Below are 13,381 nucleotides of genomic sequence, written 5' to 3' on the forward strand. Positions count from 1 at the left end.
GGGAACAGAGCCATGAAGAAAATCCTCTGCGCAGAGCGTCATGACTGGAAACAGACCGCCGAAAGTCTCGGCTTTCTGTTCCATACCATCGACGACGAACCCTATTGGGACGAGAGCGCGTATTACCAATTCACGCTCAAGCAAATCGAAAACGATCTGGAAGACCCGACCACCGAGCTTCATGACATGTGCATGGACCTGGTGGCTCGCGTGGTGCAGAGCGAGGAATTGCTGGAGCGACTGAGCATTCCCGAGCCGTTCTTTGACCTGGTTCGCACTTCATGGCTCGAAGGCCATCCGCACCTGTATGGTCGTATGGACTTCTCTTACAACGGCACCGGGCCGGCCAAGTTGCTGGAGCTCAACTACGACACGCCGACCAGCCTCTATGAGGCGGCGGCGTTCCAATGGGGCTGGCTGGAACAATGCATCGAACGTGGCCTGCTGCCCAAGCACGCCGACCAGTTCAATAGCATCGACACCAAACTGCATCAGGCCTTCGCTCAACTGCAGCTCACGCAGCCGTTCTATTTCGCCTCGATGAAAGACTCGGTCGAGGACAAGGGCACCACCGACTATCTGCGCCTTATCGCAGAAAAAGTCGGCATCGAATCACGCCACATCGATCTTGAAGACATTGGCCTCACCAGTGACGGACGCTTCGTCGATCTGGAAGATCGCTGGATTCCTCACCTGTTCAAACTGCACGCCTGGGAGTTCATCTTCCACGAACCGTTCGGAGCAGCGATTGCCCAGAGCGATACGCAGTTTTTTGAGCCCGCGTGGAAATCCATCATTTCCAACAAAGGCATCCTGCCGCTGCTGTGGGAGTTCAACAAAGGCCATCCGAACCTGCTCGCGGCGCACCTGGATACCGAACCTGGCAAAGCCGTGTCGAAAGGCTGGGTGCGCAAGCCGTTCTTCTCCCGGGAGGGGGCCAACATCGAGCTGCAAACTGCCGAAGGTCTGATCGTGAAAGAGGACGGTCCCTACACCGACGCGCCGTTTATCCTTCAGGAATTCGCGCCGCTGCCGCGTTTTGGCGACAGCTTCACGCTGATCGGATCCTGGGTGATCGGCGATCAGGCGGCCGGCATCGGAGTGCGGGAAGACAACAGCTTGATCACCAAGGATTCGAGCCGGTTCCTGCCGCATCTGATACTCGACTGACCACTAAAAAAAGGCCCGTTGGGGACATATCGCAAGACGCCCGCAAGACTTACGGCTGAAATGCCGGATAATGGCGGCCAAATGTCTAGCCGTTATTCTGGTAATCCCCCATGGAAATCAAGGTCAACTTTCTCGACAACCTTCGACTTGAAGCCAAGTTCGACGACTTCACGGTGGTGGCCGATCAACCTATCCGCTACAAGGGCGATGGCTCGGCACCCGGTCCGTTCGACTACTTCCTGGCGTCGTCGGCGTTGTGTGCGGCTTATTTCGTGAAGCTGTACTGCGACACTCGCAGTATTCCCACCGAAAACATCCGCCTGTCGCAGAACAATATTGTTGATCCGGAAAACCGCTACAACCAGATTTTCAAGATCCAGGTCGAGTTGCCGGCGGATATTTCCGACAAGGACCGCCAGGGCATCCTGCGTTCCATCGACCGTTGCACCGTGAAAAAAGTGGTGCAAGCCGGGCCTGAGTTTGTGATCGAAGAAGTGGAAAACCTCGACGCCGATGCCCAGGCGTTGCTGATGCCTGCTTCTAATTCAGAGGCGCACACCTATATCGCGGGCAAGGATCTGCCGCTTGAGCAGACCATCGCCAACATGTCGGCCATTCTGGCGGACCTGGGCATTAAGATTGAAATCGCTTCGTGGCGCAATATCGTTCCCAACGTGTGGTCGCTGCATATCCGCGATGCGCACTCGCCGATGTGTTTTACCAACGGCAAGGGCGCAACCAAGGAAGGCGCGCTGGCGTCGGCGTTGGGCGAGTTTATCGAGCGACTCAACTGCAACTTCTTCTACAACGATCAGTTCTGGGGCGAAGAGATCGCCAACGCGCCGTTTGTGCATTACCCGGACGAACGCTGGTTTAAGCCTGGCCGTAAAGATGAACTGCCGGCCGAAATCCTCGACGCGTATTGCCTGAAGATTTACAACCGCGACGGCGAGTTGCGTGGCTCCCACCTGATCGACACCAACTCGGGCAATGAAGAGCGCGGCATCTGCTCGCTGCCATACGTGCGCCAGTCGGACGGCGAAGTGGTGTATTTCCCGTCCAACCTGATTGAAAACCTGTTCCTGAGCAACGGCATGAGTGCCGGCAACACGCTGGCCGAAGCCCAGGTGCAATGCCTGTCGGAGATCTTCGAGCGTGCGGTGAAACGCGAAATCATCGAAGGTGAATTTGCACTGCCGGATGTGCCCGCCGATGTGCTGGCGAAGTACCCCGGGATACTGGCTGGTATTCAGGCACTGGAAGAGCAAGGGTTCCCCGTATTGGTGAAGGATGCATCCCTGGGCGGTGAATTCCCGGTGATGTGCGTCACGTTGATGAACCCGCGTACCGGCGGTGTGTTCGCCTCGTTCGGCGCGCACCCGAGCCTGGAAGTGGCGCTGGAGCGCAGCCTGACCGAACTGCTCCAGGGCCGCAGCTTCGAAGGCCTCAACGACTTGCCCCAGCCGACGTTTGAAGGCCATGCGGTGACCGAGCCGAATAACTTCGTCGAGCACTTTATCGACTCCAGTGGCGTGGTGTCGTGGCGCTTCTTCAGCTCCAAGTCGGATTACGAATTCGTCGAGTGGGACTTCTCCGGCCAGGGTGAAAACTCGAATACCGATGAAGCCGCGACTTTGTTCGGCATTCTCGAAGGCATGGGCAAAGAAGTGTATATGGCGGTCTACGAGCATATCGGCGCGACGGCCTGCCGCATCCTGGTGCCGGACTACTCGGAGATCTATCCGGTGGACGACCTGATCTGGGATAACACCAACAAAGCGCTGTTCTTCCGCGCCGATATCCTGAACCTGCATCGCCTGGACGAAGAGGAACTGCGAGCGTTGGTTGAGCGTCTGGTGGAAAGTGAGCTGGATGACTACACCGACATCACCTCCCTGATCGGCATCGAATTTGACGACAATACGGCCTGGGGTCAGCTGACGATCCTGGAGTTGAAGCTGCTGATTTATCTCGCCTTGCAGCAATTTGAAGAGGCGAAAGAGGCGGTAGAAATGTTCCTGCAGTACAACGACAACACGGTTGAGCGCGGCTTGTTCTACCAAGCCGTCAACGCGGTGCTGGAGATGAAGCTGGACGAAGACCTGGAACTGGAAGACTACGAGGCCAATTTCCGCCGGATGTTTGGCAACGAACGAATGGATGCAGTGATCGGCTCGGTCGATGGCAGCGTACGCTTCCATGGTTTGACGCCGACCAGCATCAAACTGGAAGGGCTCGATAGACACTTGCGCTTGATCGAGAGCTACAAAAAACTGCATACCGCGCGGGCTAACGTGACTGCTTTATCCAGTTAACCGCGCCCACAAAAAAGCGAAGCCAGATGGCTTCGCTTTTTTTACTGACTGGATTGCTGCTTTTTAGAACGGGATATCGTCATCAAAGCTGTCGAAATCCGGAGCCGGTTGCGGAGCAGCCTGCTGTGGAGCCGGAGCCTGACGCGACTGTTGCGGTGCTGCCGACTGCTGCGGACGCGGAGCCTGTTGGCGCGGGGCCGGGGCGGACTGCTGGTAGTTATTGCCCCCGCCTTGTTGGTCGCCCTGCTGTGGACGGCCGCCCAGCAGTTGCATGGTGCCTTGCATGTCGACCACGATTTCAGTGGTGTAACGCTTGATACCGTCTTTTTCCCACTCGCGGGTCTGCAGCTTGCCTTCGATGTAGACCTGCGAACCTTTACGCAGGTACTCGCCGGCGATTTCGGCAACTTTGCCGAACATCGACACACGGTGCCATTCGGTCTTCTCGACTTTCTGACCGGTTTGCTTGTCGGTCCACTGTTCGCTGGTCGCCAGACTCAGGTTGGTCACGGCGTTACCGTTAGGCAAGTAGCGAACTTCGGGATCCTGGCCGCAAGTGCCGACCAATATGACTTTGTTAACCCCACGGGCCATAACGTTCTCCTAGGCTACGCACGCTGCCCCGGCCGGGTTGTTCACCAGGCGTTCAAGGGTGGTGCGATCCAATAGTTCTGTGTCCAATTTGATGTAAATCGCCGCTTCATCTTCGACGATCACTGCATCTGTTACCCCTACGACGGCCTTCAGGCGCTCGACCAGACCCGCTTCGCGGATCGCCTCGGGCGACAACGGCAAGCGCAGGCTCGTCACGTAGGGAGGTTCGCGCATGGTAACAGCAAAGGCCAGCCAGAGGGCAGCCAGACCGGCGCATCCAAGGAACACAACCGACAGACCGCCATGCTGGAACAACCAGCCGCCGAGGATGCCGCCCAGTGCCGAACCGAGGAACTGGCTGGTGGAATAAACGCCCATCGCCGTGCCCTTGCCGCCTGCCGGTGAAACCTTGCTGATCAGCGATGGCAACGAAGCTTCCAGCAAGTTGAACGCGGTAAAGAACACCACCGTCCCGATCACCAGAGCTCGCAAGCTATCGCCGAACTGCCAGAAGAATAGCTCAGTGAGCATCAGCGTCGCGACGGCGCCGAGTAAAACTCGTTTCATTTTGCGTTTCTTCTCGCCGTAGATAATGAACGGGATCATGGCGAAGAAGGAAATCAGCAGCGCGGTCAGGTACACCCACCAGTGCTGCTCTTTGGGCAATCCGGCTTTTTCGACCAGCGCCAAAGGCAACGCAACGAAGCTCGACATCAACATCGCGTGCAACACAAAAATGCCCAGATCCAGACGCAGCAGGTCTGGATGCTTGAGCGTCGGTATCAGTGCCTGGCGCGCAACGCCGGATTCGCGGTGCTGCAACGGCCCGGTTGAGCGCGGCACCATGAACATCACGATCACGATCCCGAACAAGGCCATGCCACCCGTGGCGAGGAACAACCCGGACAGGCCAAACGCGCGGGTCAGCAACGGTCCTACAACCATCGCGACAGCGAACGACAGACCGATCGTCATGCCGATCATGGCCATGGCTTTGGTCCGATGCTGTTCGCGGGTCAGGTCTGACAGTAACGCCATTACCGCCGCAGAAATCGCCCCGGCGCCTTGCAGGATTCGTCCGGCGATCACGCCCCAGATCGAGTCGGCATTGGCCGCCAGCACGCTACCGAGGGCGAAGACGATCAGCCCCAGGTAAATCACCGGACGACGACCGATACGGTCGGAAATGAAGCCGAAAGGAATTTGAAAGATCGCCTGGGTCAGGCCGTAAGCGCCAATCGCCAGCCCGATGAGGGCCGGGGTCGCTCCTGCCAGATCCATCCCATAGGTCGCCAGTACCGGCAACACCATGAACATGCCAAGCATACGGAAGGCGAACACCAGGGCCAGACCGCTTGCTGCGCGGGTCTCACTGCCACTCATGCGTTCGCTGTGGGGATCGTGCATGGAAAAACCTCATGTGAACCGGCGGCGATTCTACCAGTCCCATCGATTGACGGGGTATATCGCGACGCTTTGACGCGCTCTGCTGACAGACTCTTCATGTAAGGCTGTAACCCGCTCATTCGATAGTGTGCATCCATCCAGTATTTGGCCGTATACTCCTACGTTTTCGACGCCCGCCGAGCGAGGCCACTTTGGACAAGATCCTGATTCGTGGGGCCCGAACCCACAACCTGAAGAACATCGACCTGACCCTGCCACGGGACAAACTGATCGTCATCACCGGCCTGTCCGGCTCCGGAAAATCATCCCTGGCATTCGACACGCTGTACGCCGAAGGCCAGCGTCGCTACGTCGAATCGCTGTCGGCCTATGCCCGGCAATTTTTGTCGATGATGGAAAAGCCTGACGTCGACACCATCGAAGGTTTGTCGCCAGCCATTTCCATCGAGCAGAAATCGACCTCGCACAACCCGCGTTCGACGGTCGGCACCATCACCGAAATCTACGATTACCTGCGCCTGCTTTACGCTCGCGTGGGTATTCCGCGTTGCCCGGATCACGACATTCCGCTGGAAGCCCAGACCGTCAGCCAGATGGTCGACCTGGTCCTCGCCCAACCGGAGGGCAGCAAGCTTATGCTGCTTGCCCCGGTGATCCGCGAGCGTAAAGGCGAACACCTTTCGGTCTTCGAAGAACTGCGCGCCCAAGGTTTTGTGCGAGCCCGGGTCAACGGTCGGCTCTGCGAGCTGGACGAGTTGCCGAAGCTGGACAAGCAGAAGAAGCACACGATCGATGTCGTGGTCGACCGCTTCAAGGTCCGCGCCGACCTGCAACAGCGCCTGGCCGAGTCGTTCGAGACCGCTTTGAAGCTCGCGGACGGCATTGCCCTGGTCGCGCCGATGGACGATGAACCCGGCGAAGAAATCATCTTCTCCGCGCGTTTCGCCTGCCCGATCTGCGGCCATGCCATCAGCGAGCTGGAACCCAAACTGTTCTCCTTCAACAACCCGGCCGGCGCTTGCCCGACTTGCGATGGTCTGGGCGTTAAGCAGTTCTTTGACATCAAGCGACTGGTGAACGGCGAGCTGACGCTGGCCGAGGGCGCGATTCGCGGATGGGACAGGCGCAACGTCTATTACTTCCAGATGCTCGGGTCGTTGGCTTCGCACTACAAGTTCAGCCTGGAAGTGCCGTTCAACGAACTAATGGCCGATCAGCAGAAGTTCATCCTGCACGGCAGCGGTTCGCAGAACGTCGACTTCAAATACCTGAACGACCGTGGCGACATCGTCAAACGTTCGCACCCGTTCGAAGGCATCGTGCCGAATCTGGACCGTCGCTACCGTGAAACCGAGTCCGCCTCGGTGCGTGAAGAGCTGGCCAAGTTCCTCAGCACCCAGCCTTGCCCGGATTGCCGCGGTACTCGCCTGCGTCGTGAGGCGCGGCATGTGTGGGTGGGCGAGAAGACGCTGCCGGCGGTGACCAATCTGCCGATTGGCGATGCCTGTGAATATTTCGGCGTGCTGAAACTCACCGGCCGCCGTGGTGAAATTGCCGACAAGATTCTCAAGGAAATTCGCGAGCGACTGCAGTTCCTGGTCAACGTTGGCCTGGACTATTTGTCGCTGGATCGCAGTGCCGACACGTTGTCTGGTGGTGAGGCTCAGCGTATTCGTCTGGCCAGCCAGATTGGCGCCGGACTGGTTGGCGTTCTGTACATCCTCGACGAACCGTCGATTGGCCTGCACCAACGGGACAACGATCGGCTGCTCGGCACCCTCAAGCACCTGCGGGATATCGGTAATACGGTGATTGTGGTCGAGCACGACGAAGATGCGATTCGCCTGGCTGACTACGTGGTGGATATCGGTCCTGGCGCAGGTGTACACGGCGGGCATATCGTCGCCGAAGGTACGCCGGCCGAGGTCATGGCTCACCCTGATTCGTTGACCGGCAAATACTTGTCGGGCCGGGTGAAAATTGCAGTTCCGGCCAAACGCACGCCGCGTAACAAGAAATTGTCGCTGTCCCTCAAGGGCGCCCGCGGCAACAACTTGCGCGATGTCGATCTGGACATTCCGATCGGCCTGTTGACCTGTGTAACCGGCGTGTCCGGCTCGGGCAAGTCGACGCTGATCAACAACACCCTGTTCCCGCTTAGCGCTACGGCGTTGAACGGAGCGACGACGCTGGAAGCGGCCGCCCACGACAGCATCAAAGGTCTGGAGCATCTGGATAAGGTTGTCGACATCGACCAGAGCCCGATCGGTCGAACGCCACGCTCCAACCCGGCGACCTACACCGGGTTGTTCACACCGATTCGCGAACTGTTCGCCGGCGTGCCGGAGTCCCGCTCACGTGGGTATGGTCCTGGACGTTTCTCCTTCAACGTGAAGGGCGGACGTTGCGAGGCCTGCCAAGGTGATGGCCTGATCAAGGTGGAAATGCACTTCCTGCCGGACATCTATGTCCCGTGCGACGTCTGCAAGAGCAAGCGCTACAACCGCGAGACTCTGGAGATCAAGTACAAGGGCAAGAGCATCCACGAAACACTCGAGATGACCATCGAGGAAGCACGGGTGTTCTTCGATGCGGTTCCGGCGCTGGCGCGCAAGCTGCAGACGTTGATGGATGTGGGGCTGTCCTACATCAAGCTGGGGCAATCGGCCACGACGCTGTCGGGTGGTGAAGCCCAACGGGTCAAGCTGTCCCGCGAACTGTCCAAGCGCGACACCGGCAAGACGCTGTATATCCTCGATGAGCCGACGACCGGCCTGCACTTCGCGGATATTCAGCAACTGCTCGACGTTTTGCATCGATTGCGCGACCACGGCAACACTGTGGTGGTGATCGAGCACAATCTGGATGTGATCAAGACCGCGGACTGGTTGGTCGACCTTGGACCAGAGGGTGGCTCCAAAGGCGGGCAGATCATTGCCGTCGGCACACCGGAAGAAGTGTCCGAGATGAAACAGTCTCATACCGGCTTCTACCTCAAGCCGCTGTTGGCACGCGACAAGGCCTGAATCACGGCCATGAAAAAGCCCCTGTCACTTTCTCGGTGACAGGGGCTTTTTCGTATCCGGTGGAATCAGGCGTGCGATTGCAGGTAATTTTCCAGACCGATCAACTTGATCAGACCCATCTGCTTTTCAAGCCAGTAGGTGTGGTCTTCTTCGGTGTCATGCAATTGAACCCGCAGCATCTCGCGACTGACATAGTCCTTGTGCTGTTCGCAGAGCTTTATGCCCTTGCAGAGCGCGGCGCGGACTTTGTATTCAAGTCGCAGGTCAGCGGCAAGCATGTCCGGCACGGTAGTGCCGACATCAAGGTCGTCCGGACGCATCCGCGGCGTACCTTCGAGCATCAGAATTCGGCGCATTAGGGCATCAGCGTGCCCGGCTTCTTCTTCCATCTCGTGGTTGATACGTTCGTAGAGCTTGGTGAAACCCCAGTCCTCATACATCCGCGAATGGACGAAATATTGATCACGCGCCGCCAGTTCGCCGGTCAGCAACGTGTTGAGGTAATCGATTACGTCTGGGTGGCCTTGCATCGCCCTACATCTCCCTGCTTGAAAGTCTGTAGTTTGAACCAAGCAGACTCTTTGGTCACTCTGCTTGGGCGATAAAAGCGAAGACATTCTGAGAAAAGTGGTTTAAATAACGCAAAAACCGCCCAAATGAGGGCGGTTCTGCTTCTCGTTTAGACTTCGTTAAGCTGTACGTTGAGCAGCTTTGCGATTGCTTCTCCATACGCCGGGTCGGCCTTGAAGAAATGTTGCAATTGGCGATCAACCACGTCGCTGGAAACCCCAGCCATCGCACCCGCAATGTTGTTGATCAGCAGCGTTTTCTGCGCATCGCTCATCAGACGGAACAGCGCCCCCGCGTGGCTGTAGTAGTCAGTATCTTCGCGATGATCGTATCGATCAGCTGCACCACTCAGCGCCAGCGCCGGCTCTGCATAACGAAGTGCTTGTTTCGGCGACTCGATGTAGCTGTTCGGCTCGTAGTTAGGTGTCGCACCGCCATTGCTGCCAAACGCCATCGAACCGTCGCGCTGATAGCTGTTCACCGGGCTGCGAGGCGCGTTCACCGGCAATTGCTGGTGGTTGGTGCCAATACGGTAGCGGTGAGCATCAGCGTAAGCGAACACTCGCCCTTGCAGCATGCGGTCAGGCGACAAACCGACACCCGGGACCATATTGCTCGGACCGAAAGCGGCTTGCTCGACTTCAGCAAAGTAATTCTGCGGGTTGCGGTTAAGCTCCAACTCGCCCACTTCGATCAGCGGAAACTCTTTCTGCGACCAAGTCTTGGTCACGTCAAACGGGTTCTCGTAGTGCGCTGCGGCCTGTGCCTCCGTCATGATCTGGATGCACACGCGCCATTTCGGGAAATCACCGCGCTCGATCGCGCCGAACAAATCACGCTGTGCGTAATCCGGATCGGTACCGGCCAGGCGTGCTGCTTCTGCCGGCGTCAGGTTTTTAATCCCTTGCTTGGTCTTGTAGTGCCATTTCACCCAGTGACGCTCGCCACTGGCGTTGATCAGGCTGTAAGTGTGGCTGCCGAAGCCGTGCATGTGACGGTAGCCATCGGGAATGCCGCGGTCCGAGAACAGAATGGTGACCTGGTGCAACGCCTCAGGTGAGTGCGACCAGAAGTCCCACATCATTTGCGCGCTTTTCAGATTGCTTTGTGGCAGACGTTTTTGGGTGTGAATAAAGTCCGGGAATTTCAAAGGATCGCGGATGAAGAACACTGGCGTGTTGTTGCCGACGATGTCCCAGTTGCCTTCTTCGGTGTAGAACTTCAGGGCGAAACCACGTGGATCGCGCTCGGTGTCGGCCGAACCACGCTCACCACCCACGGTGGAAAACCGCAGGAAGGTTGGGGTTTGCTTGCCGACGGACTCAAACAGTTTGGCGCTTGTGTACTCGGTGATGTCCCGAGTTACGGTGAACGCACCGTAAGCACCCGAACCTTTGGCGTGTACACGGCGCTCAGGGATGTTTTCACGGTTGAAGTGGGCAAGCTTCTCGATCAGGTGAAAGTCGTCGAGCAGCAGCGGGCCACGGGGGCCGGCGGAACGGGAATTCTGGTTATCAGCGACAGGAGCGCCACTGGCGGTGGTCAGTGTTTTATTTTGGCTCATGCGATCTCTTCCTTTGTCAGTTTTTGAACTGCCGGCTAATCGGCTTGGGACGGAGTATTGACCATTGATCAGGAAGGCTACAAATTCATTAATTTGCAGAGATCAATAGAAAAATACTACCAACAATCCCGTTCGCATCATGACGGCATGGACCGCAGGGAAGCTTGTATAAACAGCGCGTTTCTTACGGGCACAAAAAACCGGGCACTAGGCCCGGTTCTTCGTTTCAGACTGACGTCTTACTCAGCGGATACAGCTTCACCACCGGCAGGACGATCAACCAACTCGACGTACGCCATAGGCGCGTTGTCGCCAGTGCGGAAACCGCACTTGAGGATGCGCAGGTAGCCACCCTCACGGGTAGCGTAACGCTTGCCCAGGTCGTTGAAGAGCTTACCAACGATAGCTTTCGAACGAGTACGGTCGAAAGCCAGACGGCGGTTAGCCAGGCTGTCTGTCTTGGCCAAAGTGATCAGCGGCTCAGCAACGCGACGCAGTTCTTTAGCTTTCGGCAGTGTAGTTTTGATCAGCTCGTGCTCGAACAGCGACACTGCCATGTTTTGAAACATGGCCTTGCGGTGCGAGCTAGTGCGGCTCAGGTGACGACCACTTTTACGATGACGCATGGTTCATTCCTTACCAAACACAACGTTCGGTGATTACGACGATCAGGCAGTCGCCTTGTCGTCCTTCTTAAGACTTGCAGGCGGCCAGTTGTCGAGGCGCATGCCGAGGGACAGACCGCGGGAGGCCAGAACGTCCTTGATTTCAGTCAAGGATTTCTTGCCAAGGTTCGGAGTCTTCAACAGCTCTACTTCGGTACGCTGAATCAGGTCACCGATGTAGTAGATGTTTTCCGCCTTAAGGCAGTTAGCCGAACGTACAGTCAGTTCCAGATCGTCAACCGGGCGAAGCAGGATCGGATCGATCTCGTCTTCCTGCTCGACAACCACTGGCTCACTGTCACCTTTGAGGTCGACGAACGCAGCCAACTGCTGTTGCAGAATGGTTGCAGCGCGGCGAATTGCCTCTTCAGGATCCAGAGTACCGTTGGTTTCCAGATCAATAACCAGCTTGTCCAGGTTAGTACGCTGTTCGACACGGGCGTTTTCCACCACGTATGCGATACGGCGAACCGGGCTGAACGAAGAGTCAAGCTGCAAGCGACCGATGCTGCGGCTTTCGTCTTCATCGCTCTGACGCGAGTCTGCCGGTTCATAACCACGACCACGAGCTACGGTGAGCTTCATGTTCAGGGCGCCGTTAGACGCCAGGTTAGCGATTACGTGATCGGGGTTAACGATCTCGACATCATGATCCAGCTGAATATCGGCAGCGGTAACCACCCCCGAACCCTTCTTCGACAAGGTCAGCGTAACTTCGTCACGGCCGTGCAGCTTGATAGCCAGACCTTTAAGGTTCAACAGGATTTCAATTACGTCTTCCTGTACACCTTCGATGGCGCTGTACTCATGGAGCACACCGTCAATCTCGGCCTCGACTACTGCGCAGCCGGGCATTGAGGACAACAGGATGCGGCGCAGCGCGTTGCCCAGGGTGTGGCCAAAACCACGCTCGAGAGGCTCGAGAGTGATCTTGGCGCGGGTTGGACTGACAACCTGCACATCAATATGGCGGGGTGTCAGGAACTCATTTACCGAAATCTGCATGGATGCACCTATTTTCTAGCCCTTACTTGGAGTAGAGCTCGACAATCAGGCTTTCGTTGATGTCGGCGGACAGATCACTGCGAGCAGGAACGTTCTTGAAAACGCCCGACTTCTTCTCAGTGTCTACTTCTACCCATTCTACGCGGCCACGTTGGGCACACAGATCGAGAGCTTGGACAATGCGAAGTTGGTTCTTTGCTTTCTCGCGAATCGCGACCACGTCACCAGCACGAACCTGGTACGACGGCACGTTTACGGTCTGACCGTTAACGCTTACGGATTTGTGCGATACCAGCTGACGGGATTCGGCACGAGTAGAGCCAAAACCCATACGGTATACAACGTTGTCCAGACGGCATTCGAGCAGTTGCAACAGGTTTTCGCCAGTTGCACCTTTCTTGCCAGCAGCTTCTTTGTAGTAGCCGCTGAATTGACGCTCGAGAACGCCGTAGATACGACGGACCTTCTGCTTTTCACGCAGTTGGGTGCCGTAATCGGACTGGCGACCGCGGCGTTGGCCGTGGATACCAGGTGCTGCTTCAATGTTGCACTTCGATTCGATCGCGCGCACGCCGCTCTTCAAGAAGAGATCGGTGCCTTCGCGACGAGCGAGTTTGCATTTTGGACCAATGTAACGAGCCATTCTTTACAATCTCCTGGATTACACGCGGCGCTTCTTCGGCGGACGGCACCCGTTGTGCGGGATTGGCGTCACGTCGGTGATGCTGGCGATCTTGTAGCCACAGCCGTTCAAAGCGCGGACTGCAGATTCACGACCTGGACCTGGACCTTTGACGTTAACGTCGAGGTTTTTCAGGCCGTATTCCAGCGCAGCTTGACCAGCACGTTCAGCAGCTACTTGAGCAGCAAACGGGGTGGACTTGCGGGAACCGCGGAAACCCGAACCACCGGAGGTAGCCCAGGAAAGAGCGTTGCCTTGACGGTCGGTGATGGTCACGATTGTGTTGTTAAAAGATGCATGGATGTGGGCGATGCCATCAACCACTGTCTTTTTAACTTTTTTACGAGGACGAGCAGCAGGTTTAGCCATGATTAATTTCCTGT

General features: G+C 57.1%; 11 protein-coding genes. 3 read left to right on the forward strand and 8 right to left on the reverse strand.

Annotated features, from left to right (window positions below; genetic code table 11):
- The first annotated feature begins 12 nt into the window (after positions 1-12).
- Together ACMXYI_RS03700 and ACMXYI_RS03705 are read left to right on the forward strand one after the other, a co-directional pair.
- On the forward strand, positions 13-1,170 hold the full coding sequence (locus tag ACMXYI_RS03700; RefSeq protein ID WP_415771744.1) for a glutathionylspermidine synthase family protein: 1,158 nt from the start codon (positions 13-15) through the stop codon (positions 1,168-1,170).
- Between the two features lie 110 nt (positions 1,171-1,280).
- Positions 1,281-3,485, forward strand: coding sequence for an OsmC domain/YcaO domain-containing protein (locus ACMXYI_RS03705; protein ID WP_415771745.1), 2,205 nt, complete (start codon positions 1,281-1,283; stop codon positions 3,483-3,485).
- Positions 3,486-3,548: 63 nt separating this feature from the next.
- On the opposite strand, the gene ACMXYI_RS03710 is transcribed toward ACMXYI_RS03705, so the two are convergent.
- Positions 3,549-4,079, reverse strand: a complete 531-nt coding sequence (locus tag ACMXYI_RS03710) for a single-stranded DNA-binding protein (protein WP_008145505.1) — start codon at positions 4,077-4,079, stop codon at positions 3,549-3,551.
- A gap of 9 nt (positions 4,080-4,088) precedes the next feature.
- Positions 4,089-5,486 (reverse strand): MFS transporter, encoded by a 1,398-nt coding sequence (locus tag ACMXYI_RS03715; RefSeq protein WP_415771747.1) that lies wholly within the window; start codon positions 5,484-5,486, stop codon positions 4,089-4,091.
- A gap of 191 nt (positions 5,487-5,677) precedes the next feature.
- Between ACMXYI_RS03715 and uvrA the strand changes: the two genes are divergently transcribed.
- Positions 5,678-8,512: an excinuclease ABC subunit UvrA gene (gene uvrA, locus ACMXYI_RS03720; protein WP_415771749.1), complete on the forward strand. Its 2,835-nt coding sequence runs from the start codon at positions 5,678-5,680 to the stop codon at positions 8,510-8,512.
- A gap of 65 nt (positions 8,513-8,577) precedes the next feature.
- Here the strand turns inward: uvrA and bfr are convergent, their stop codons facing one another.
- The 6 genes from bfr to rpsK form a co-directional block, all read right to left on the reverse strand.
- On the reverse strand, positions 8,578-9,042 hold the full coding sequence (gene bfr, locus ACMXYI_RS03725) for a bacterioferritin (protein WP_007943775.1): 465 nt from the start codon (positions 9,040-9,042) through the stop codon (positions 8,578-8,580).
- 149 nt (positions 9,043-9,191) lie between these two features.
- Positions 9,192-10,646: a catalase gene (locus ACMXYI_RS03730; RefSeq protein WP_415771751.1), complete on the reverse strand. Its 1,455-nt coding sequence runs from the start codon at positions 10,644-10,646 to the stop codon at positions 9,192-9,194.
- A 239-nt stretch (positions 10,647-10,885) separates the two neighbouring features.
- Positions 10,886-11,272, reverse strand: coding sequence for a 50S ribosomal protein L17 (gene rplQ, locus ACMXYI_RS03735; RefSeq protein ID WP_008145500.1), 387 nt, complete (start codon positions 11,270-11,272; stop codon positions 10,886-10,888).
- Positions 11,273-11,314: 42 nt separating this feature from the next.
- Entirely contained in the window at positions 11,315-12,316 is a 1,002-nt protein-coding gene (locus ACMXYI_RS03740; RefSeq protein WP_003186012.1) for a DNA-directed RNA polymerase subunit alpha, read from the reverse strand.
- A gap of 22 nt (positions 12,317-12,338) precedes the next feature.
- On the reverse strand, positions 12,339-12,959 hold the full coding sequence (rpsD, locus tag ACMXYI_RS03745) for a 30S ribosomal protein S4 (RefSeq protein ID WP_003210056.1): 621 nt from the start codon (positions 12,957-12,959) through the stop codon (positions 12,339-12,341).
- Between the two features lie 18 nt (positions 12,960-12,977).
- A complete protein-coding gene (gene rpsK / locus ACMXYI_RS03750) occupies positions 12,978-13,367 on the reverse strand; it encodes a 30S ribosomal protein S11 (protein WP_002555466.1) in 390 nt (129 codons plus the stop codon).
- Positions 13,368-13,381 lie beyond the last annotated feature (14 nt).

The organism is Pseudomonas lyxosi, from assembly GCF_047758685.1.
GTDB classification, from domain to species: Bacteria; Pseudomonadota; Gammaproteobacteria; order Pseudomonadales; family Pseudomonadaceae; genus Aquipseudomonas; species Aquipseudomonas lyxosi.

Bases quoted from the DNA above. Each gene is read 5' to 3' on its own strand.
- ACMXYI_RS03700 (WP_415771744.1), top strand. From the start codon at position 13: ATGAAGAAAATCCTCTGCGCAGAGCGTCATGACTGGAAACAGACCGCC.
- ACMXYI_RS03705 (WP_415771745.1), top strand. From the start codon at position 1,281: ATGGAAATCAAGGTCAACTTTCTCGACAACCTTCGACTTGAAGCCAAG.
- ACMXYI_RS03710 (WP_008145505.1), bottom strand. From the start codon at position 4,079: ATGGCCCGTGGGGTTAACAAAGTCATATTGGTCGGCACTTGCGGCCAG.
- ACMXYI_RS03715 (WP_415771747.1), bottom strand. From the start codon at position 5,486: ATGCACGATCCCCACAGCGAACGCATGAGTGGCAGTGAGACCCGCGCA.
- bfr (WP_007943775.1), bottom strand. From the start codon at position 9,042: ATGCAAGGCCACCCAGACGTAATCGATTACCTCAACACGTTGCTGACC.
- ACMXYI_RS03730 (WP_415771751.1), bottom strand. From the start codon at position 10,646: ATGAGCCAAAATAAAACACTGACCACCGCCAGTGGCGCTCCTGTCGCT.
- rplQ (WP_008145500.1), bottom strand. From the start codon at position 11,272: ATGCGTCATCGTAAAAGTGGTCGTCACCTGAGCCGCACTAGCTCGCAC.
- ACMXYI_RS03740 (WP_003186012.1), bottom strand. From the start codon at position 12,316: ATGCAGATTTCGGTAAATGAGTTCCTGACACCCCGCCATATTGATGTG.
- rpsD (WP_003210056.1), bottom strand. From the start codon at position 12,959: ATGGCTCGTTACATTGGTCCAAAATGCAAACTCGCTCGTCGCGAAGGC.
- rpsK (WP_002555466.1), bottom strand. From the start codon at position 13,367: ATGGCTAAACCTGCTGCTCGTCCTCGTAAAAAAGTTAAAAAGACAGTG.